25 protein-coding genes and 1 riboswitch are annotated in these 20,979 nt (G+C 37.7%); of the genes, 15 read left to right on the top strand and 10 right to left on the bottom strand.

Going from position 1 to position 20,979, the window contains the following annotated elements:
- Nucleotides 1-281, bottom strand: a 281-nt coding sequence (locus V6E76_RS01930; protein ID WP_499797693.1) for a YerC/YecD family TrpR-related protein, incomplete at its 3' end; no start/stop codon positions are given.
- 141 nt (nt 282-422) lie between these two features.
- Between V6E76_RS01930 and V6E76_RS01925 the strand changes: the two genes are divergently transcribed.
- Genes V6E76_RS01925 through hisIE form a run of 8 tightly spaced genes read left to right on the top strand, consistent with a single transcriptional unit; the run spans nt 423 to nt 6,732 of the window.
- Entirely contained in the window at nt 423-1,235 is an 813-nt protein-coding gene (locus V6E76_RS01925) for an ATP phosphoribosyltransferase regulatory subunit (protein ID WP_198687155.1), read from the top strand.
- Nucleotides 1,232-1,837 carry an ATP phosphoribosyltransferase gene (gene hisG, locus V6E76_RS01920; RefSeq protein WP_026865871.1) on the top strand — a complete coding sequence of 202 codons (606 nt, stop codon included), beginning with the start codon at nt 1,232-1,234 and terminating at the stop codon, nt 1,835-1,837. The genes V6E76_RS01925 and hisG overlap by 4 nt, the downstream gene beginning before the upstream one ends.
- Nucleotides 1,834-3,063, top strand: coding sequence for a histidinol dehydrogenase (gene hisD, locus V6E76_RS01915; RefSeq protein ID WP_026865870.1), 1,230 nt, complete (start codon nt 1,834-1,836; stop codon nt 3,061-3,063). Before hisG ends, hisD begins: the two co-directional genes overlap by 4 nt.
- Nucleotides 3,064-3,067: 4 nt before the next feature.
- On the top strand, nt 3,068-4,057 hold the full coding sequence (locus V6E76_RS01910) for a pyridoxal phosphate-dependent aminotransferase (RefSeq protein ID WP_051220428.1): 990 nt from the start codon (nt 3,068-3,070) through the stop codon (nt 4,055-4,057).
- Nucleotides 4,050-4,634 carry an imidazoleglycerol-phosphate dehydratase HisB gene (hisB, locus tag V6E76_RS01905; RefSeq protein ID WP_026865869.1) on the top strand — a complete coding sequence of 195 codons (585 nt, stop codon included), beginning with the start codon at nt 4,050-4,052 and terminating at the stop codon, nt 4,632-4,634. Before V6E76_RS01910 ends, hisB begins: the two co-directional genes overlap by 8 nt.
- Nucleotides 4,635-4,649: 15 nt before the next feature.
- On the top strand, nt 4,650-5,351 hold the full coding sequence (locus V6E76_RS01900) for a HisA/HisF-related TIM barrel protein (protein WP_026865868.1): 702 nt from the start codon (nt 4,650-4,652) through the stop codon (nt 5,349-5,351).
- Nucleotides 5,348-6,109, top strand: a complete 762-nt coding sequence (hisF, locus tag V6E76_RS01895) for an imidazole glycerol phosphate synthase subunit HisF (RefSeq protein ID WP_026865867.1) — start codon at nt 5,348-5,350, stop codon at nt 6,107-6,109. The genes V6E76_RS01900 and hisF overlap by 4 nt, the downstream gene beginning before the upstream one ends.
- Nucleotides 6,109-6,732: a bifunctional phosphoribosyl-AMP cyclohydrolase/phosphoribosyl-ATP diphosphatase HisIE gene (gene hisIE, locus V6E76_RS01890; protein ID WP_247348516.1), complete on the top strand. Its 624-nt coding sequence runs from the start codon at nt 6,109-6,111 to the stop codon at nt 6,730-6,732. Before hisF ends, hisIE begins: the two co-directional genes overlap by 1 nt.
- A gap of 272 nt (nt 6,733-7,004) precedes the next feature.
- Here the strand turns inward: hisIE and V6E76_RS01885 are convergent, their stop codons facing one another.
- From V6E76_RS01885 to V6E76_RS01870, 4 genes are all read right to left on the bottom strand, one after another.
- Entirely contained in the window at nt 7,005-7,697 is a 693-nt protein-coding gene (locus V6E76_RS01885) for a DUF3169 family protein (protein ID WP_247348514.1), read from the bottom strand.
- Entirely contained in the window at nt 7,697-7,900 is a 204-nt protein-coding gene (locus V6E76_RS01880) for a helix-turn-helix transcriptional regulator (protein WP_026865864.1), read from the bottom strand. The genes V6E76_RS01885 and V6E76_RS01880 overlap by 1 nt, the downstream gene beginning before the upstream one ends.
- Before the next feature lie 153 nt (nt 7,901-8,053).
- Nucleotides 8,054-8,518 carry an SRPBCC family protein gene (locus tag V6E76_RS01875; RefSeq protein ID WP_247348511.1) on the bottom strand — a complete coding sequence of 155 codons (465 nt, stop codon included), beginning with the start codon at nt 8,516-8,518 and terminating at the stop codon, nt 8,054-8,056.
- Nucleotides 8,519-8,578: 60 nt separating this feature from the next.
- The gene (locus V6E76_RS01870) at nt 8,579-9,115 is read right to left on the bottom strand and encodes a helix-hairpin-helix domain-containing protein (RefSeq protein ID WP_247348509.1); all 537 of its coding nucleotides are present in this window, start codon (nt 9,113-9,115) and stop codon (nt 8,579-8,581) included.
- Between the two features lie 110 nt (nt 9,116-9,225).
- Here V6E76_RS01870 and V6E76_RS01865 point away from each other — a divergent pair, with 110 nt between their 5' ends.
- Together V6E76_RS01865 and V6E76_RS01860 are read left to right on the top strand one after the other, a co-directional pair.
- On the top strand, nt 9,226-10,650 hold the full coding sequence (locus tag V6E76_RS01865) for an APC family permease (protein ID WP_247348506.1): 1,425 nt from the start codon (nt 9,226-9,228) through the stop codon (nt 10,648-10,650).
- Nucleotides 10,651-10,702: 52 nt separating this feature from the next.
- Nucleotides 10,703-11,047 carry a DUF488 domain-containing protein gene (locus tag V6E76_RS01860; protein WP_247348504.1) on the top strand — a complete coding sequence of 115 codons (345 nt, stop codon included), beginning with the start codon at nt 10,703-10,705 and terminating at the stop codon, nt 11,045-11,047.
- A gap of 24 nt (nt 11,048-11,071) precedes the next feature.
- On the opposite strand, the gene V6E76_RS01855 is transcribed toward V6E76_RS01860, so the two are convergent.
- Nucleotides 11,072-11,620 (bottom strand): DUF4256 domain-containing protein, encoded by a 549-nt coding sequence (locus V6E76_RS01855; protein ID WP_247348502.1) that lies wholly within the window; start codon nt 11,618-11,620, stop codon nt 11,072-11,074.
- An 88-nt stretch (nt 11,621-11,708) separates the two neighbouring features.
- Between V6E76_RS01855 and V6E76_RS01850 the strand changes: the two genes are divergently transcribed.
- From V6E76_RS01850 to V6E76_RS01840, 3 genes are all read left to right on the top strand, one after another.
- The gene (locus V6E76_RS01850) at nt 11,709-12,479 is read left to right on the top strand and encodes a class I SAM-dependent methyltransferase (RefSeq protein WP_247348500.1); all 771 of its coding nucleotides are present in this window, start codon (nt 11,709-11,711) and stop codon (nt 12,477-12,479) included.
- A gap of 37 nt (nt 12,480-12,516) precedes the next feature.
- A riboswitch (guanidine-I (ykkC/yxkD leader) is annotated at nt 12,517-12,611 on the top strand.
- Nucleotides 12,612-12,670: 59 nt separating this feature from the next.
- Nucleotides 12,671-12,994 carry a DMT family transporter gene (locus tag V6E76_RS01845; protein WP_247348499.1) on the top strand — a complete coding sequence of 108 codons (324 nt, stop codon included), beginning with the start codon at nt 12,671-12,673 and terminating at the stop codon, nt 12,992-12,994.
- Nucleotides 12,991-13,305: a DMT family transporter gene (locus V6E76_RS01840; RefSeq protein ID WP_247348497.1), complete on the top strand. Its 315-nt coding sequence runs from the start codon at nt 12,991-12,993 to the stop codon at nt 13,303-13,305. Before V6E76_RS01845 ends, V6E76_RS01840 begins: the two co-directional genes overlap by 4 nt.
- Nucleotides 13,306-13,352: 47 nt before the next feature.
- On the opposite strand, the gene V6E76_RS01835 is transcribed toward V6E76_RS01840, so the two are convergent.
- Both V6E76_RS01835 and V6E76_RS01830 read right to left on the bottom strand, forming a co-directional pair.
- Nucleotides 13,353-14,342 (bottom strand): NAD(P)/FAD-dependent oxidoreductase, encoded by a 990-nt coding sequence (locus V6E76_RS01835; protein ID WP_026865855.1) that lies wholly within the window; start codon nt 14,340-14,342, stop codon nt 13,353-13,355.
- A gap of 136 nt (nt 14,343-14,478) precedes the next feature.
- Complete coding sequence (locus tag V6E76_RS01830) at nt 14,479-15,642, bottom strand: MFS transporter (RefSeq protein WP_247348495.1); 1,164 nt, start codon at nt 15,640-15,642, stop codon at nt 14,479-14,481.
- Nucleotides 15,643-15,753: 111 nt separating this feature from the next.
- Between V6E76_RS01830 and V6E76_RS01825 the strand changes: the two genes are divergently transcribed.
- On the top strand, nt 15,754-16,680 hold the full coding sequence (locus V6E76_RS01825; protein ID WP_247348493.1) for a cation diffusion facilitator family transporter: 927 nt from the start codon (nt 15,754-15,756) through the stop codon (nt 16,678-16,680).
- Nucleotides 16,681-16,713: 33 nt separating this feature from the next.
- On the top strand, nt 16,714-17,820 hold the full coding sequence (locus V6E76_RS01820; RefSeq protein ID WP_247348490.1) for a D-TA family PLP-dependent enzyme: 1,107 nt from the start codon (nt 16,714-16,716) through the stop codon (nt 17,818-17,820).
- A gap of 49 nt (nt 17,821-17,869) precedes the next feature.
- Here V6E76_RS01820 and V6E76_RS01815 read toward each other — a convergent pair whose 3' ends face one another.
- Nucleotides 17,870-19,501, bottom strand: a complete 1,632-nt coding sequence (locus tag V6E76_RS01815; protein WP_247348487.1) for a BCCT family transporter — start codon at nt 19,499-19,501, stop codon at nt 17,870-17,872.
- A gap of 197 nt (nt 19,502-19,698) precedes the next feature.
- Complete coding sequence (locus V6E76_RS01810; protein ID WP_247348484.1) at nt 19,699-20,967, bottom strand: amidohydrolase; 1,269 nt, start codon at nt 20,965-20,967, stop codon at nt 19,699-19,701.
- Nucleotides 20,968-20,979 lie beyond the last annotated feature (12 nt).

The raw sequence follows: 20,979 nt of genomic DNA, 5'->3' as shown, positions 1-20,979 counted from the left end.
ATTTTACTTAAAACGGTGATATATCCACCACTACCATAATCTATACAGCGTTTCACACGCGATACTGTCGCGCTAGATGCTCCCGTTTTTTCTTGAATTTTTGAATATGTCATTCCTTCATTAATGAGCTTTGCCACTTGAAAACGTTGTTTAAGCGAGACAAGTTCATTAGACGTGCAAATATCATCAAAGAATTTATAACAGTCTTCTTTTGACTCAAGAGATAAGATACCGTCGAACAAATCATCAAGCTCCTGACCTTTTAACTTATCTATTTGCATGTAATCAACTCCCGTATTTTCATATATCCCACTTTAACATACTAAAGAGCTAAAGAAAATCGTTGTACTTATTTCTGTTCTTTGTTAGTATGTAATTTATCAGATTTCTTTATCACGCTAAAGTAGTAAAGGAGAATATGCATGTCAGCAAATCAGTTAATACTAAAACGAACTGCATTGGGTACAACGTACTTAGACTTATTGGACCGCTCAGGTTTTACCTTAGTCGATATGAATATGATTGAACCTTTTTATATAGACGATAAAAATCATCATCCGACGAGTATCGTGTTTGAACGAGATAGCACAATGTACGCGATACGCAGTGATTGGACGAGAACTTTACTTAATTTCAATAACAATTACTATTCAAATGAAACCAAGTTTGGTTATTTTGGCCCGGTTGTAAGGGAACATGAATCTTTCTACCAGGCCGGTGTCGAAATATATAAGGTCGGAAATCAAGACATTATCAATACTTTACTGATGCATATTCAGTTTGTAGAAAATAGTACAGAAGATACGATTAAGACTTTTGTAATCAACAACGATCAGCTTTTGGATTTGTTTGTCGACAAATACAAACTCAGTGAAAATATCCGCACACTCGTCTACAGTAAAAATATTTCAGAGTTGAGACGGGTGCTTGGTACTGACCATGATTTATACAAGATTATAAGTGCTAAGGTGAGTGAACAATATGGAATGATTCAACATCTTTTCGGCGACACTGAGATAATGCAGTTAATTGAGAGAGTAAAAGACGTTATTAAATCTCAAAATAAAGAAATGAAATTTATTTTAGATCTATCATTTCGGTCACCTCAAAAATATTACAATGGTTTGTACTTCCAAGCTTTCCTCAATGCGAACTCACCTGTACTCAGTGGTGGACAATACAACAGCAGTGCCTTTGGAATAGGCTTAAATCTTTCTGATGGAGGCTTGTTATGATTACGGTAGCATTATCAAAAGGTCGACTATTTGATGATTTCATAAAATATTTAGAAGAAAAAAATTTAGATAAATACAGCGGAGTATTAAAAGAAAAATCTCGGACTTTATATACTACATCCGGAAATGTGCGATTCATTTTTGCTAAAGGGCCAGATGTTCCTGTTTACGTTGAACGTAGTGTCGCAGATATTGGCATCGTTGGATCAGATACTTTAGAAGAGGATGCATTTTCTTATTTAAACGTATCTGAACTTCCCTTCGGGCAATGCCATTTTGCCTTAGCTGGACCACCGAATATAGAACGTTTTGAGACGATTGCCTCGAAGTATATTAATATTGCACGAAAATTCTTTAATGATGAACAACAGGCGGTATCTCTCATTCATTTAAATGGCTCAGTCGAACTGGCTCCAATACTGGGCCTAGCAGATGGGATAGTGGATATTGTACAGACAGGGAGTACTTTAAGAGATAACGGTTTAATTGAATATCAAAAGATATTAGATGTTCAAGCAAGATTGATTGCGAATAAGCAAACCTTTTATACCAAAGAGGATGACATCTATGAATTTTTAAGCGAAATTGGAGTGATTGAATGAATGCCGAGCAGTTTATAGAACGTTTTTCTACATCGACACAAGATGATAGTGACAGCTTGAAGTCGGTTCTAGATATTATCAACGATGTAAAAATAAATAAAGATGAAGCACTAAAGAAATATACGAAAGCTTTTGACGGTGTGGAAATAGAAGATTTTAAAGTGCCAGAAGAGAGCTTAAAGAATAGTTTTGATGCTTTAACTGAAGAAGAAAAGAATGCCCTGATATCTATCAAAGACCGAATTAGTGAATATCAGGCGTCAATTAAATATAAGGATGTCGAAGGCGATGAATTCTCTTATGTCTACAAACCGATAGAAAGTATCGGTATTTACATTCCAGGTGGTACCGCACTTTACCCATCCAGTGTACTGATGACAGCAGTACCTGCCATGGTTGCAGGGGTAAGTAATATCGCCGTTGTAACGCCAACTTTCTCTGATAACAACATTACTTTTGGAGCCTTATATGTCGCTGGTGTAAAAGATGTATACCGTATCGGTGGTGCTCAGGCGATTGCTGCTTTAGCTTATGGTACAAAATCTATTCCAAAAGTGGATAAGATTGTCGGGCCAGGGAATAAGTATGTAGCACTTGCAAAAAAATTATTGTTTGGTGATGTCGGGATTGATATGGTTGCTGGACCTAGTGAGATTCTACTCTATGTGGATGAGAGTGCAGACTATACTGCAATTGCTTATGATATTTTTGCTCAAGCAGAACATGACGTTAATGCACGTACCTTCCTCATCGCTGAAAGTGAGTCAGTGATCGAAGGTGTAGAAGCTGAAGTGAATCGCTTGGTAGACGAACAAGAAAGAGCAGATGTAATTAAAGGCTCTCTTAAAAATAATCACTGGCAAATTGTCGATACTAGAGAAAATTTAAAACAAGTTATCGACTATATTGCACCGGAACACGTATCGATCCAGCATCAAGATGCTAAGTCCATTGCAAGTGAAATTTCTTACGCAGGTGCGGTGTTTATCGGGCAATATTCACCAGAAGCAATCGGTGATTATGCCGCAGGCCCATCCCATGTGCTTCCAACGAACAGAACAGGTCGCTTTAGTCATGGTCTCAATGTCAATGACTGTCTGACTAGTCATGCCATTATTAATTTAAAGAAAGAGACTTATGATGAGATTAGTCAACCTGCTAAGTTGTTGGCTGACAAAGAAGGGCTATTCGCACACGGAGAATCTTTGAATATTAGAATGGAGTGAGCGCATGATCAGTATGGATAGAAACACATCCCCAAAATCACCGCTAACAAAAGACATGATTAATAAGGCGGTTGAACAAGCAAATATTGAAACATATTCAGAGGAAGAACTTGAAAAATTTAAGACACTTTATGCTAAAAGAAATAGATTTAATAGGAATCAAATCGAAGTTGCAAATGGCTCAGATGAATGGATTCAAAAAATTGTAATGACACTTGGTCAGAGTGGTGTGATGTCCTTTAAGCCGGACTTCTTTATGTACCAAGTCTATACAAATCAAGTGGGTATTCGATTTTACTCAGTCGCTTCAAGAGGAGATTTTTCTTTTGATTTTGATGCGGCAGTTAGGGCAATACAAGATAAAAAACCATCCGTCTTCTTTATATCAAATCCTCATAATCCAACAGGCGTCCTATTACCATCTTATGCGATGAAACAGTTAGCCGATGCGATGAAGGCTGTTGGAGGTTACCTTGTTATAGATGAGGCGTACGGAGAGTTTGCTTTGGATCGAGAATTGCCAACAGGCGACCACGTCATCATCTTAAGAACGCTTAGTAAAGTGTACGGTCTTGCCGGCCTAAGAATCGGTATCGCCATTGCAAAAGGAGAAGCTTTCGATAAAATCACCAAGATTAATCATCCTTATCCCTTGAATAGTCTTTCTCTAGTCTTAGCCAATGCACTCTTAAATGACGAAGAGAAACTAGATGAATGGTTTAACTATCAAAAAGAACTTCATCAAAAATTGGTCGATAGCTTTGAAATCGTGCGTCGACACGTCAGAATTAAACCATCACATACGAATTTTGTCTTTGTATATGGTGATAAGGCAAAAGACTTATACAACTATTTACTTGAAAATGGCTTTAAAGGTCGAGTATATGAAGAGGACCAACAACTATCCAATGTGGCGAGGTTCTCAATTGTCGACGAGACAGCTGTAGACGAACTTAGAGCCCTGATCACTAAGTGGGGTGAAGCGAATGACTGAATATAAAAAAGTGAGAGATACAAAAGAAACAAAGCTTGAAATTGTTATGGATCCAAAAAGGGATTTCAAGGAATCTAATATCAATACAGGCGTAGGTTTCTTTGACCACATGTTGGCCCTGTTTAGCTTTCACTCAGAAATATACCTGAACGTAAAAGCAGAAGGTGACCTCCATATTGATGCCCACCACACTGTAGAAGATATTGGTATTGTCTTAGGACAATTGATTAGAGAAATATACGTAGATCAACAGAGTTACCTTAGATATGGATCCATGTATTTACCAATGGATGAATCACTGGCACGCGTTGTGCTCGACTTATCAGGACGACCATTCTTGAGTTTCAGAGCGGAATTTTCAAGAGAAAAAACCGGAGACTTTGATACTGAGCTCGTTGAGGAATTCTTCAATGCAGTAGCGATGAATAGTCGTATGACACTGCACATTGATTTACTTAAGCGAGGTAACTCACACCATGAAATAGAAGCAATATTTAAAGCATTTGCACGCAGTTTAAAAATTGCATTGTCACCAACGAATTCCGGAATTCCATCATCTAAAGGCGTCATCGAATAAGAAAGGACTGTCACTATGAATATTGTACCTGCAATCGACCTGATTGATGGCAATAATGTCAGGCTATCACAAGGTGATTACGATAAAAAAACAGCTATGAAAAGAACGCCAGAAGAGGCACTTCGGTTCTACCAAAGCTTTGATTCGGTTTCTCGGATTCATATTGTCGACTTGATGGGTGCCCTCCATCAAGAATCTAAGGAATCGAATCTAGTGAGCCATCTGAGATCTTTATCCTCCAAACCTTTGGAAATTGGCGGTGGACTTCGTTCATTAGAAATGATTGAAAAATACCACGAAATGGGGGTAGACTACTTTATTTTAGGGACTAGAGCCATTGTGGATATTCCGTGGTTGAAGGATATTACATTAAAATTTCCCAGGAAAATCTTTGTCGGTGTTGATGCGAGAGAGAATGATATCTATATCAACGGTTGGACTGAAAACTCAGGAATTACGATTGATGAATATCTAAAGCAAATTGAAAACCTTGAACTTGCGGGTGTCATATATACCGATATTAATAAGGACGGTATGGGGCTTGGACCTAATTTTCTGAACACTGAAAGAATTAATCATCTAACTAAGCACAAAGTTGTTGCAAGTGGCGGTGTGAGAGATAAGCGTGATTTAGATCGTCTAGAATCACTAGGTATTACCGAAGCGATAGTAGGTAAAGCGAGTCACAAAGATGAATTTTGGGAGGACATTACATGACAAAGAAAAAGATTATTCCATGCTTAGATGTAAAAGACGGTAGAGTAGTGAAAGGTGTTAACTTCGTAGATTTAGAAGATATCGGTAATCCAAAGGATTTAGCAGATAAGTATAATCAAAGTGGTGCCGATGAATTAGTATTTCTAGATATTTCAAAAACTGAAGAAGGTCATGATTTATTACTTGATCTGATTAGGGAGACAGCTAAGGACCTAACAATCCCACTCACAATAGGTGGCGGCATCCAATCTGTTGAAGATATCGAACAATTATTTGAAGCTGGTGCAGATAAAGTGAGCATAAACTCAGCAGCTGTAGCCAATCCAGCTTTCGTTACAGAAGCTTCTAAGAAATTTGGTAGTGACAAGATCGTTGTGGCGATTGATACAGAATGCGATGATACAGAAGATAAGTATTACGTCCTCACACACGGTGGTAAGAAACGTGCAGATATCGATGCTTTAGACTGGGTGAAACAATGTGAATCACTCGGTGCAGGTGAACTGTTAATCACGAGTATGGATCACGATGGTGTGAAACAAGGATTTGACTATGACTTCTTGAGTAAATCAGCAGAAGCAGTGAGCATTCCAGTTACTGCCAGTGGTGGTGCTGGAAGCATCCAAGATTTTATCGATGTGTTTAATAAGACAAATGTAAGTGCAGGACTTGCAGCTTCCATCTTCCACAAAGGAGAAGTTGAAATTTATGAATTAAAATCATCCTTACAAAAAGAAGGCATAGAGGTGGAGATTTAATGCAGGCAGATTTCTCTAAAAATGATCGACTGCTTTCTGTAATTCTACAGGATAGTGAGACAAAACAAGTGTTAATGAATGGCTTTATGAATGAAACGGCATTAGAAAAGACTAAAGCAGAGGGTGTTGTGTGGTTTTATTCTAGGTCAAAACAGCGCCTGTGGAAAAAAGGAGAAACGAGCGGTAATACCCAAGAAGTCGTATCTATGAAGCTTGACTGTGATGGTGACGCCTTACTTATAGAAGTTGATCCAAAGGGACCTACATGCCATACAGGGACAAACAGTTGCTTTGGGGACGATTACTTCAACCTTCAAACACTAGAAAAAACTGTTCAGAAAAAAATGGCACAACCAGAAGAAGGTTCGTATACCAAGTATTTAATGGAAGAAGGACTAGATAAAATCCTCAAAAAATGTGGTGAAGAAATGACGGAAGTCGTTATCGCTGCTAAAAACCAAGACAAAAAAGAGCTCATTGATGAATCTAGCGATCTATTGTATCACTTCTTAGTTCTCTTAAATCAAAATGATGTGACTTTAAAAGATATAGAAGAGAATTTAGAACAGAGACACGGTAAAAAACAAGAATACAGCATACGTGATGATATAGATAAGTGGTAAGTGGTTGTGGTGAGCGTCTAGGAGTTTAACGGTGGAATGGTGTTGACCTTCTGAGCGTCTAGGAGTTTAACGGTGGAATGGTGTTGACCTTCTGAGCGTCTGGAAGTTTAACGGTGGAATGGTGTTAACCTTCTGAGTGGCTGGAAGTTTAACGGTGAAATGGTGTTGACCTTCTGAGTGGTTAGGAGTTCAACGGTGAGATGGTGTTAGCCTCTGAAGCCATTTACTTATAAATAAACCTGTTAGCTACTAATATAGCTAACAGGCCTTTTTTATTTATCTCTAATCTCAATAGAGTATTTAACTTGATTGATAACTAAGATAATACCGATTAAAATGATTGAGAAAATTTGTGATTCTCCAGTTATAATTGTATAGAACATCATCGCTACTAAGGCAAAAAATAGTAGAAGCGTCGTTAAGTTTGTTGAACGATACATTGCTTTTGCCATGATATAAATTTCACCATCATCAGATGCATTAAACAATTTGTCTGCATAATCTTTGTCACCTGGTTCAGGCAAGTCCCTATCAGGGAATAAAGATTGAATTAGACTAGGTGTCACGAAGCTGACGCCAACTGAGACTAAAAATAAAATGCCTGTCGCAATCAACAACCATGTATCTCTTGCATGCATCAGTTGAATTGATAATCCAATGAAGGAGAGGATAATTGCTGAAGATGATGATACTGTCAAAATATTATATGAGTTGTATTTATAACGGTCCCACTCATCATCAGTAAAGTCTTTATTATTTCCTTTAAGTCGTGAAATCAATTGATAATTTTTGACAAGCGTATAAATCACTAAACCTAGAGTAGTAATGACAATCACGATACTCAGATAGTAATAAATATTATCCATATAAATACTATTAATATTTCCATATAAAGCTTCAATCAACAAGTAACCGCCTGCAAAACCTATGAGTGCGCCAATAATCATTTTTAGAACTAATTTCATTACAATTCCTCCTCTTCAAAAATGAAGATACTTTCTATTGGTTCGTTAAAGATATTTGCTAACCGCTTAGCTATAAGTAGAGAAGGAATATACTCTTCTCTTTCAATTAGACTAATTGTTTGTCGTGAAATTTTTGCGAGTTTGGCAAGTTCTGTTTGGTTTAACCTATCTCTAGCACGCAGTTCTCTTAGTCTTGTTTTCATATTTTGACCTCACTGATCAATATTTCAAATCGATTTGATATTTATAATGTAACATTAACACGTCATATTGACAAGTTTATTTGTCATAATGTAATAATTAATTGTCAATAAAGGCGATAAAAAAGGATAACACCGCAGTGTTATCCTTTAAAATTATTTATCTAAATTTGCTTCAATATCTTTCTTAGTATGCTCAAATTCATCCATATCCATCTCTAAAGCTTTTCCACCTTCAGCAATTGATTTAATGCTCTTAAAGTGGTGTTGCCAGCCTCCAAAGTCTTGAGAGAGATATTCAGTATCTAATGGCAATCTCTGGTTGAGCATAATCTTGCTCGAGTCATCATTTTTCTCTAATAGAAATTCTATTTCTCCACCATACCATTCGAAATGAAGCACTTTAGGATTCTCGTATTTGTAGATTTCACAATCCTCTTCATCCTCTGTACCATGGCCGAAAGTGATGACATCTCCACCACGAACTGAAAGCTCTGGGAACCATTGTTGAACGCCTAAAGTTGTTCCGAGTAGTGGGAAGATATCGTCTGGGCGAGCAGCAACATCGGTTATCAATTTTTGGTATGCGCTGTCGTGATCTGTGTGATATGACACCTGCATTGATTTTCACCTCAATTATTCTCTAAAGTATTATTTACTAATACCCGAATTTTTATTTGACTAACAGTCAGCTTGAACATAAATTGAAACTTTTTTAATTCTTGCTTCTTTTTTACTATTTTCAAATTCGAATATATAGGCGTAGGACAATTTTTCTCCTGATTTTAAAGATGTGACACCTGAAGCGGCCCCTTCCTTACCGTGAGTGATTAAATGGTTAATCTCTAAACTGCTGATTGATTCTACATCAGTAAAAAACTCAAAATCACAATCATCTGTGTGTAAATGACGAATCGAAGTTGGCTGGTTAGTATGAACACCAATCACAAAATCCCTTAATATTTCTCTTTTAGGCGCATTATTACAAGATAAAGACCCCATAACCGCAAAAGGTGTCTTAAATGGTAAGGGTTCTGGCACTTTGAAATTTAAATTTTCTTCAGCTAAAGCCGTCTTTAAAATTTTAATGGCTTTCGGACCGACACCGTGAATTTTCTGGAGGTTATCTTCGTCGATTTTTGAAACATGTTTTAATTCAGTGACACCGATATTGGCGAGGGCATTTGTAGCGGGCTTTCCGATCTTTGGTAAAGTCATGTCAAATCCTCCCTAAAATTGTCAAAAATTTATTAAAGATGTAGCGACTTCAAGCATATTATGACATACTTGACCACAAGTAAAAACTTAAAACAAGAGGAGTTAAAGAAATGTCTGAGAAACGGACTGAATTAGAAAGTACGATGTCAAAACGATTCATTTGGGCGATAGCCTATGGTTCTTCTATTGGTTGGGGGGCCTTTATATTACCTGGGGATTGGTTGATTTCATCAGGAACACTTGGGGCAACACTAGGTATCACTATTGGTGGTATTCTGATGCTCATTATTGCAGTGGGCTACGGTGCTTTGACAGCGAAGTTCCCGGTTTCAGGTGGTGAATTTGCATTTACCTATGCTGGATTTGGTAAATTTGCAGCCTTTATTGCTTCATGGTTCTTGGTACTCGGTTACATATGTGTCGTCGCACTGAATGCCAGTGCCTTTAGTTTACTTTTTAAATTTGTCTTACCAGACTTCTTAGAAGTCGGTTACCTTTATACTATAGCGGGCTGGGATGTTTATATTATGGAAGTGATTTTATCCACCTTGATATTGATCATCTTTGCTTGGATTAGTATGAAGGGCTCAGGTCTTTCAGGAAACCTTCAATTTATATTCTGTTTGTTTATGGCCTTAGTTGTAGCAGGGTTATTTGTATTATCTTTCTTCGTCGGAGAATTCTCATTTGAGAATGCACAGCCACTTTTCCATGAAACAGACGGTGTTTGGAAGTCCATCATTCTAATTGTTGCAATAGCGCCGTGGATGTATGTTGGCTTTGATAACATTCCACAAGCAGCAGAAGAGTTTAAATTTAGTGCAGATAAAACCTTTAAACTTATTGTGTTTGGAATTATAGCATCCATCATTACTTATGTCGCAATGATTTTAGTAACATCATGGATTTACCCGGATCAGAATTCTATGGACGGGGCAGTTTGGGTAACTGGCTCAGTCATTCAAAACTCTATGGGGATAATTGGTTTAATGTTTTTAACATTTGCCATAACTTTCGGGGTCTTTACTGGTCTTAACGGTTTCTACATGTCATCATCACGTTTAATTTTTGCACTGGGACGTGCGCAATTTGTACCGGCAATATTTGCTAAAGTACACAAGAAAAACAAGACGCCACATTACGCAGTGTTATTCGTCCTAATCGTTTGTCTTGTTGCACCATGGCTAGGAAGAACTGCTTTAAACTGGATTGTAGATATGTCTTCTGTTGGTGTATCTATTGCTTTCTTAGCAACGAGTGCAGTCGCAGTAAAATACTTCTCTAAACCAGAAAGCAAAAACGTTGTATACGTCATATTTGGTGTTCTAGGTGTTATCATCTCATTAGTGTTCCTAGTGTTATTACTATATCCAGGATCACCAGCAGCACTTTCGGCACCGTCATATTATGCCTTATTAATGTGGGTAATCTTAGGTACTATATTCTTTGCATTTAAATACAAGACCTTGAAATCATTGTCTAAAGAAGAATTGGACTTTTTAATTCTAAATAAAGGTAATGATGACGAAAAATAATATAGGAATGGGTATGTAGTGAGTAGCATATTTTTTAGGAGTTGGTTGTCATATGTTAAAACTAAAGAGAGTGTATGATGATATTTCCACCCAAGACGGCAAAAGAATTCTTGTAGACCGAGTTTGGCCAAGAGGCATTAAGAAGGAAAATTTAGAACTCGATGAATGGTATAAAGAATTGGCACCATCTACTGAACTTAGAAAATGGTTTAATCACGATGTAGATAAATGGAAAGAATTTAAAGTGAAATATGAAGAAGAGTTGAAAGATAAGGGTGATCTTATCACTGAGATTCAGAAAGACTCTGATGGTCATAATGTGACACTTTTATATGCAGCAAAAGACGAACAACACAATCAGGCTGTAGTTTTAAAAGAAATAATTGATGACAAATAAAAAAGAGGGGTGTCCCCCTCTTTTTTATATTTTAAGTTTTCCTCTAAAACCTCTAGCGCCATAATATGAATCCGCACCATTGTGGTATACGAAGATACTATCGTAACGTCGGTCAGAGAAGAGCGCACCACCTAAGGAACGAATTTTTTCAGGTGTAACAATCCAACTCGATGATTTAAGGTCAAATTCTCCAAATTCTTGTAGCGTTCTGTACTCATCTTCACTTAGAATCTCTATACCAATCTCATTAGCGAGATCGACAGCTGAGTTATCAGGTTTATACTTTTTACGCGCTTCTAAAGCTTGGCGGTCATAGCAAACGCTACGTCTCCCTTTAGGGCTCTCTTTAGAACAATCTACAAAATGGAGATCCCCGTCTAAAACAATGACATCAGGTTCACCTTCAGTGACTTCCATGTTGTAAAGCGTTACAAGTTTTTTGTCGTCAAGACGAGATTCAATATCTTCAAATGATAAAGACTCATGTCTTTCTTTGTGAGTATCAAAACGAGATTTTAGTTTGGCAATTAACGTTTCTTTTTCTTCAGCATTTAGCTCTTGTTTTAATGTCATTGGATAGCCTCTTTTCGTTATTAGTACTATAAAAATATATTACCATGATAAAATACATACATAAACAATTTCGATAGGGGTCTTAGGGATGATTGTGACAACTGCTGGTCGTTATTCACAGGAAACTTTGGCGCTAGCAATAGATATCGCTACGCGTTACAAACTGGTATTTGTAAATAGAGAGAAACGCTCTATATCAGCTATAGAGATCCAGTATAACGACGATATACTAGTTGTAAGTTCAGACAGTATCAGTATTAAGCTATCAGGCGTAGATAAGCCACTTGTCTATCATCCAAATTTTGCAATGGTTAGAGCGAAACGCATCATTAAAGGTGAAGTAGATGCCTTAGTTGAAACATCGAAGCTAGAGCAGGGAATGACATTTCTTGATTGTACAGCAGGCCTCGGGGCTGACAGCATTATTGCAGGAATGGCAGTTGGTCAGACAGGAAAAGTGTATGCCATTGAGAAAGACTTTTCACTTTATGTCATGTTAAAAGAAGGAATGAATCAATATAAAAGTCACTTAGATGAAATTATAAGCAGTATGAGGCAAATAGAAGTCATCCACAGTGATCATGTAAAATATTTAGAAAACCTTGAGGATTCTAGTATAGATATCGTATATTTCGACCCGATGTTTTCAACAGAAATAGAGGAGTCACAAGGAATACAGGCTATTGCTACTGTAGCAAATCAAGGTCTCACTACTAAAGCTGTAGAAGAGGCACGGAGAGTGGCAAAAAGAAAAGTGATTCTTAAAGATCACTACAGAAGTCCTAGGTTTGAAGCATTAGGCTTTGAACAAGTTAAAAGAAAATCGAGTAAGTTTCATTATGGAATCATAGAAGTTTGACAAAAAATTCACGATGTATTATTATAAAATGAAATCTATAAAAGTTTTCTAGGGTTCCGTTATGAAAATAAGTCTGGACCGAGAGAAAACGCCGGATTATCCGGTACACGGAGGGACAAAAGCCTGGGAGAGTAACGAATGTTATTCTCCCAGGCTTTTTTCGCTCTAAAACAAAGAAAAGGAGCATTGATATGTGGTTATTAGTTGTATTAGCAGCCCTATTTGAGATTGGCTGGGCAAGTGGATTAAAGTATGCAGTAACGTGGTATGAATGGGCATTAACAGGCTTAGGTGTCGTCGGGAGCTTTTTACTTTTAGTGTATGTTTCTACTAAACTACCCGCAAGTACAGTCTATGCAGTATTTGCAGGCCTTGGTGCTGTTGGGACGGTTGTTGTAGACATTGTTATATTTGGTGAAGATTTTAGCCTTACAGTCATCTTTTTTGTTGCCTTATTAATCTTTGGTGTAATTGGCCTTAAAACGGTAACAGATCATGAGGAGGGTGCGAAATGAGTTGGATTATTTTAATATTTGCTGGACTCTTTGAAGTTGCCGGAGTTACTGGTATGACATGGATTGGTCAAGGTAAGAAGGTACGAGGTTGGTTGACACTTTGCATCGGCTTTCCAATCAGTTTGGGATTATTAAGTCTCGCAATGGAAACAATAGCACTTGGTGTCGCTTATGCTGTATGGACAGGTATTGGTACAATCGGTAGTGCTTTAGTGGGTATAATTTTTTATAAAGAATCAGCGAGCTATAAGCGTGTAATGTATCTTTCAATCATTGTTATTGCTGTCGTTGGATTAAGAATATTTGGTTAATGTTTCACATGAAAAAAGCACGGTCAAATGACCGTGCTTTTGTGTAATTAATCTTGTTTGAAGACACTTGTAGAGTGTTTTGGTTGGATACGAGACTTAGCATCGTATGAAGATTTAGCGTATGAAATTGCGACTGGTGCTTCACCGAATCCAGTGGCAATTAGTTTAACTTTACCTTCAAAGGTAGTGACATCTCCTGCTGCGAAGATACCTTCGATATTTGTCTGCATGTGAGCATCTACTTCGATTGAGTTTTTATCCAGTTTTAGGCCCCAATCTTTAAGTGGCCCTAGTGAAGAAATGTTACCAAAGTTAACGATAAGTTGATCCGCCTGAATCACTTCTTCGCTACCATCTTTAGCAGTTAAAACCAACTCTTCAATCTGACCTGCATCACCCTTAATTTCTGTTACATTAAGAGATGTTTTAACTGTGACACTGGAGTCTTTAACTTGTTGGACTGTCGTTTCATGTGCTGTAAAACGTTCACGTCTATGCACAAGTGTGACTGACTTAGCTAATTTTTCTAACATGAGTGCCCAGTCAAGTGCTGAGTCACCGCCGCCAAGAACGACGACATCTTTATCTTTGAATTTTTCTAAATCACGAACAGCATATTGTAGGGAAGCGCCTTCGAATTCTACTTCATTTTCTAGACCAAGTTTTCTAGGTTGGAAAGCGCCGACACCAGCTGTAATCAAGATTGTACGTGTTAAATATTCACCTTTGTCCGTTGTTAGGACAAAGTGATCATCTTCTTTTCTATATGATTGAACAGTTTCACCTAAATGAAAATCAGGTTCAGCGTATTTCGCCTGTTCAACTAAATTATTCACAAGATCTTTGGCGAGGATTTTTGGAAATCCGCCAACATCATAAATATATTTATCCGGATAAAGTTCAGTTAACTGTCCACCTAATTCAGGTAAGCTATCGATTAAGCGTACAGACATCTGTCTCATTCCAGCATAAAATGTTGAGAATAGACCTGTCGGTCCACCGCCAATAATTGTTATATCTGTAATTTCATCTTTCATTTATATAACCCTCCAAAATATGTGAGAAATCTCATAAGAACTTTCATCTTCTTAATTATTACATATTGCGAATCAAAATTAAAAGTGTTATAACGCGAGATTGAGCGATTGACGCGTAATTCAGACTTTAGTACCACTATATTCTTCGAGGGTCTCGCCAAAATATTACTGTTATAAGAAAACCGATTACTAAAACAATTGCACTGAAGTAATATGGTAAATCTAAATTAATATCAAATAGAATACCACCGATGATTGGGCCAACAACATTTGCAAGGGAAGTGAAAAATGAATTCATTCCTCCTGCAAAACCTTGGTTATCTCCTGCTATATGTGATAGGAAGGTTGTAGCTGCAGGTCTGATTAAATCGAAACCTACAAAGATAATAAAAGCAATGGCCATTATTGCCCAGTAGGACTCCATAAAGGTAATGATAAATACCAAGAAGGCTGAATAAATGATTGATGCCCTGATAATATTGAGTTCTCCAAACTTACGAACAAGTGGTTCAAAAAAGATAATTTGGGCAATTGCACCAATCAAGGCACCACCAGTTATTGCGACTGCAATATCAAACGGTGTAAAGCCGAGTTTTCTATCGAAATATAGACTAAAGAATGATTCGAATGCAGACATACCAAATGTAGAAACAAAGATAACTAAGAAAGCAATAAAGAATACTGGAGTTAAGATTGTTCTAAAGTTGCTCGCCTTAACTTCGGTTTTCTCTGCTGCGACCTCAGTTTTTCTTCTTGGTTCGGTCAATAGAGAGATTGCTGAAACTGCACTGATGATACCGAGTACAGCAGCGACGAAAAATGGTAGACGTGTACTGACTTCAGCTAAGATACCACCGACACCTGGCCCAATTATAAAACCGAAATTTAAAGCAGCGGTCATATAGCCAAGTGCTCTTGCACGGTTTTGATCTGTTGTTAAGTCAACAATAAATGCAGTGACTGCTGGCATTATAAATGCCCCTGCTAAGCCACCTAAAATTCTTGAAATGAAAAGGACTTCTATTGTCGTTCCAAGTCCAAATAGTAGTTCGGAAAAGGCGAAAATGACCATTCCGATAACGATAATAATTTTCCGTCCAAATTTGTCGGCTGCACGACCCGTAAAAGGCGAAAAAATCAGTTGAGTCATTGCAAAAGCAGCTGTTAAGTAACCGACGCCAGCACCAGAAATATTAAGTTCATTCATGATTGAAGGTAGAACTGGTATCACTAAACTGATACCGAGAAAGACAAGGAAAATACTATTGTAAAGTAGATATAATTGATATTTTTGTTTCATAATTTATACACCTATGTACCTTTTAAAATGTGGTAAAGTATTGATATGCCTATAATACACCCAGAAATAGTAAATAGATAGCAAAAAAAACCCAAGAAGCGGAGTGATATTATGAGTGATCATTATCATAATCACGGACATCATGATCATACTCATGGTGCGAATAAAAAAGCACTGACGATAAGTTTAATTCTCATCGGAGTGTTTATGATTGTTGAAGTTATCGGAGGTATTGTCACGAACAGTCTGGCACTTTTAAGTGATGCTGGGCATATGTTAAGTGATGCCTTTTCTTTATTAATCGCACTCTTAGCCTTTAAATTTGGTGAGAAAAAAGCGGACAAAGCCCGTACATTTGGCTACAAGAGATTTGAGATTCTAGCAGCGGTTTTCAATGGAACGACCTTGATTATTATTGCCATCGCAATTTTTATCGGAGCAATTAATCGCTTTATAAATCCACCAGAAGTAGCGTCAACTGGTATGTTAGTTATTGCAATAATTGGTCTTATAGTGAATTTAATTGTTGCAAAGATTTTAATGTCTGGAGATACACATGATAACCTCAATATGCGAGGTGCATTTTTACATGTGCTCGGTGACTTATTTGGTTCTGTCGCAGCAATTATTGCCGCCTTATCCATCATGTTTTTGGATTGGGGATTCATGGATCCTTTAGCCAGCGTTATTGTTGCAGTTATTATTACTGTCAGCGGATGGAGAGTACTTCGCCAATCTCTACATGTCCTTATGGAAGGTGTGCCACATGACGTTAATTTGAATCATTTATTAGAGGAGGTAAGAACCGTAGATGGTGTTGAAGACATTCACCACGTTCATATTTGGAGTATTACGAGCGGTTTTAATGCAATGAGTGGACATATTGTAGTGAATGGCAGCTTAAATGTGCATGAAACGCAAGCAATCATTAATGATATAGAAGAAAAGATGAAAGACTCAAATATCAACCATGTTACTTTACAAGTGGAATGTAAACATCATCATCATAATGGCCAAATTCTATGTAATGATGAATAAGATGGTATATATTTAGTGTAAGGGGGAGATTTAATGAATTATCAAGAAATCGATACACCTGCACTCTTAATAGATGAAGCAGTTCTAGAGAAAAATCTAGCTTATATGAGTGATTATGCGAAGAAGCAAAATGTGAGGTTACGGCCACATACTAAAACACATAAGATGCCTAAACTTGCACAGAAGCAATTACAAAGTGGTGCGAGTGGTGTTACGGTTGCTAAAATTGGTGAAGCGGAAATCATGGCGGTCTATGGTATTCAGGATATTTTTATTGCAAATCAAGTTGCGGGTAAACAGAAACTTGAAAGAATAAAAAAACTTGCAGAAACTGTTGATATTTCATTTGGGGTAGATAGTATTGCTCACATTAAAGAGATTGAAGCAGTATTTGAGGGTGCTCAGAAAAAAGCTCAGATTCTAATCGAAATCGAAGTTGGAGAAGAGCGTTCTGGTATTATTGAGGTCAATGATTATAAAGCTTTACTTCATGAAATAAAATCGTCAAATAACATTGAGTTAAAAGGGATATTCTCACACGATGGCCATACTTACAAAGCAGTAGATCAGGCGGATTGTCTTGATGTATTTAATACAGCAACAACAAGAACCTTATACTTCAACGACATTGCAAGCGAGATGGGCTTTGAACTCGAAACAGTGAGCATTGGCTCAACACCACCATTCATGTTCGGTTTTGATATTCCTGAGGGTGTCACGGAGATTAGACCAGGCACCTATATTTTAATGGATTGTTCACAATCTAACGCGATAGGCACTTACGAACATTCTGCCGCTAGTGTACTGACAACTGTAATCTCTAAACCGACTAAAGAACGAGTGATCACAGATGTTGGTGCAAAAGGTCTAACTGCTCAGTCTAGAAGTAAAGGGCTAACGACAACTACAGGATTTGGTAAGGTCATAGAATACGACGATGTACATGTACACGGTGTGTTTGATGAACATGCGATTATATATAACGAACACTTTAACCAAGCAATCAATATTGGTGATAAAGTTCGCATCATACCGAACCATATCTGCCCAGTATCGAATCTCTATCATAAAGCATATCTATTAAGAGACGGTGAAGTTGTCGACACATTAGACATCGCAGCTCAAGGTAAATTGCAATAGCACAAAAAAGGCTTGATTCCTTTTTGGAATCAAGCCTTTTTTCTTTATATTACACACCTCTAGGCTTATCTTTTTCAGCATAAGCATCGAGTTCTTCTAGATATTCTTCATGAGAAGATTCTTTGTAAGTTTCAAGTCTTTCTTTACTAGGTGTGATAGAAAGTCCAAGATACTTACGTTCGTTGTTTGCGTCTTTGTAGAATGCGAGCATCATACCAATTAAAACAAAACTAAATGGTAGTGCAGATATAATTGCTGCAGATTGTAAGGCATTCAGTCCAGTTTCTCCACCTGCAGCTAATAGTGTAAATGCAATAGCAGAAAGTGAGATACCCCAAATCACTTTAGTCATACTTGACGGATTTAAACTACCATGTGATGTTTGCATACCTAATACAAAGGTTGCCGAGTCTGCTGATGTGATGAAGAAAATTGATACAAGTAAGATAGCAACAATTGACAATAACCAACCTAATGGCAAGGTGTCAAACACTGCGAAAAGTTGAACCTCTGTTGCCATTTCAAAAATTCCTGGGTCGTCATTAACACCAGCCATAATACCAGTGACACCAAATACACTGAACCAAATAATACCAATTACAGTTGGAACGAGTAGTACTGCAATGATGAATTCTCTAATCGTACGGCCTTTAGAAACACGTGCGATAAAGATACCAACAAATGGACTCCAGCTCATCCACCAACCCCAATAATAGATTGTCCATGAACTTAACCACTCAGCTTTCTGTGGATTTAGAGGCGCAACATCAAAAGTATTTCTTACAATTGAGCTTAAGTAACCACCAGTACTTGTTGTCATGATGTTTAAAATCATCATAGTTGGCCCGACAATTAAAATAATTGCAAAAAGGATACCTGCTAAGATCATATTTGTATTACTTAGATATTGAATTCCTTTACTCAGACCACTCCAAGCACTGAATAGGAAGAGCACAGTCACTGAAGCAATAATAATTGCCTGACTTGTTAAGCTGACAGGTAAACCGAATAGATAATTTAAGCCACCATTAATTTGAATGGCACCGATACCTAGAGATACGGCTACACCGATTACAGTAGCGAAAACAGCAAGGACATCGATTACTACGCCTAACCAGCCATCTACTCTATCACCAAATAGAGGACGGAGCGTTTTAGAAAGTAGTCCAACTTCGCCTTTTCTGAAACTCGCGTAGGCTAAGCATAAGCCGACGATTCCATATATTGACCAAGCGTGAATACCATAGTGTAGGAAAGTAGATTGCATTGATTCTGCAAGTGCTGCAGTAGTTTCTCCGTCTGCAGTTGGTGGAGAAAGGTAATGGGCGATTGGTTCTCCGGCACCATAGAATACCAGTCCGATACCCATACCAGCACTAAAGAGCATTGCAATCCAAGAGATTGTTCTAAATTCAGGTTCATCATCAGGTTTACCTAACTTTAGTTTTCCGATTGGACTGAAGATAAGAAAAATACAAAACATAACGATTAAAGCCACTAATATCATGTAATACCAGCCAAAATAACTTGTTACCCAGCCGGAAATGGAGCCAGATATATCACCGAAACGATCCGGGAAAATTGCACCGATGACAACTAGGGCACCGACGATTAAAGCGGCATATAGAAATACATGAGAAATTCCTTTGTTCTTTTCCGAAGATGGCGTTTGATTAGCCATTACATCACTCCTTGGTTTTTGATTAACAACGATAAATAATAACAATCTACACTAACAATTTCAACCTCACTAGACGAAAAGTTTGAATCATGAAAGTAGATAAAAATTTAATCATTATAATATAGATAGCCCTGTATATAAAAAATAAACGTGAAAAAGGGCAAAACCATGAGATTTTGCCCTTTGACAGGTGTGTATTATTGAGTAGATAAACGTTTTGCAGTATCAAAAAGTGTGTTCACAGCAGGTAACATACTGTCTTCATCTATGTCGAAGTTTTCATTGTGATGACCTGCTTTTAATTCTGTGCCGAAAATAGAGTATGTTGCTTGTCCACCTTTTTCTTGAACACGGTTGATTAGAAAAGTTGCATCCTCACTACCGCTCGGTTTATCTTCTTCAATTGTTGTTTGTAAACCATTTGATTGAGCTGCCTGGGTCACGATTTCAGCAAGTGTAGTGTCTCCTTTAGCACTTCGGCCTTCTCCGACAGTTTCAAGTGTATATTCAACCTGAAACATCTCAGCTGCCCCTTTGATAATGGACTCTGCATAGCTTCTCATATAGTCGTTAATTTCAGAAGTAGTACCCCTAATCTCCATTTTTAAAGAAGCAAAATCAGCAATGGCATTACGTGAGCTACCTGCGTGTAATTCACCAACATTCACGCGTGTTGCGCCTTCAGAATGGCGGGGAATTGCATTTAAGTTAATCACAGCATTTGCTGCAGCTAACATCGCATTTTTACCTTGTTCTGGATTGCCACCTGCATGAGCTGACACACCTTTAAATGTTACATTGATTTTAGTTGTGGCTAAGAATCCATTGTTTGACCCTAAGAAGTGATTCATTGGAACACCTGTACCTATATGAGAGGCGATGAGGTAGTCAACATCGTCAACGATTCCTTTTTCAGCCATTGACCGTGCACCTCTCGTGCCTTCTTCGGCAGGTTGAAAAATGATCTTTATAATACCGGACAATTCGTCTTTTCTTTCTTGTACAAGTGTCGCAAGACCAAGTCCAATGGATGTGTGGACATCATGTCCGCAGGCATGCATATCATTATTAATCGAACGAAAGCCTTCTTTAACAGGTACATGGCTGTCGTGTTCTGCCTCGTAGATTGGTAAAGCATCCATGTCGACCCTAAAAGCTGTCGTTGGACCTGCTTTGTTTGTATCAATAGTTGCAACAATACCGGTATAACCATCCTTTAAATCATTTAAATATGCTTCTACGGCCCCGTGTGCTTTCGCCCATTGGTAATGCGCTTTTGTTTCATCATCACTTGGTTTGCCCATAACATAATTGGGATCCATAACTGCCGTACCAATTTCAAAATCAATATCTAGTTCATTCAGTGTTTGAGCGACGATTGAAGCTGTACGCATTTCTAAAAACCCGAGTTCAGGATGTTGATGAAAATCACGACGCCATTGAACGAGTTTGTCTTTTAATTCCATGCTTCTTCATCT

It is taken from the genome of Jeotgalicoccus huakuii (assembly GCF_036665975.1).
Lineage (GTDB): Bacteria > Bacillota > Bacilli > Staphylococcales > Salinicoccaceae > Jeotgalicoccus > Jeotgalicoccus marinus.
This window is presented reverse-complemented; position numbering and strand designations above follow the sequence as displayed.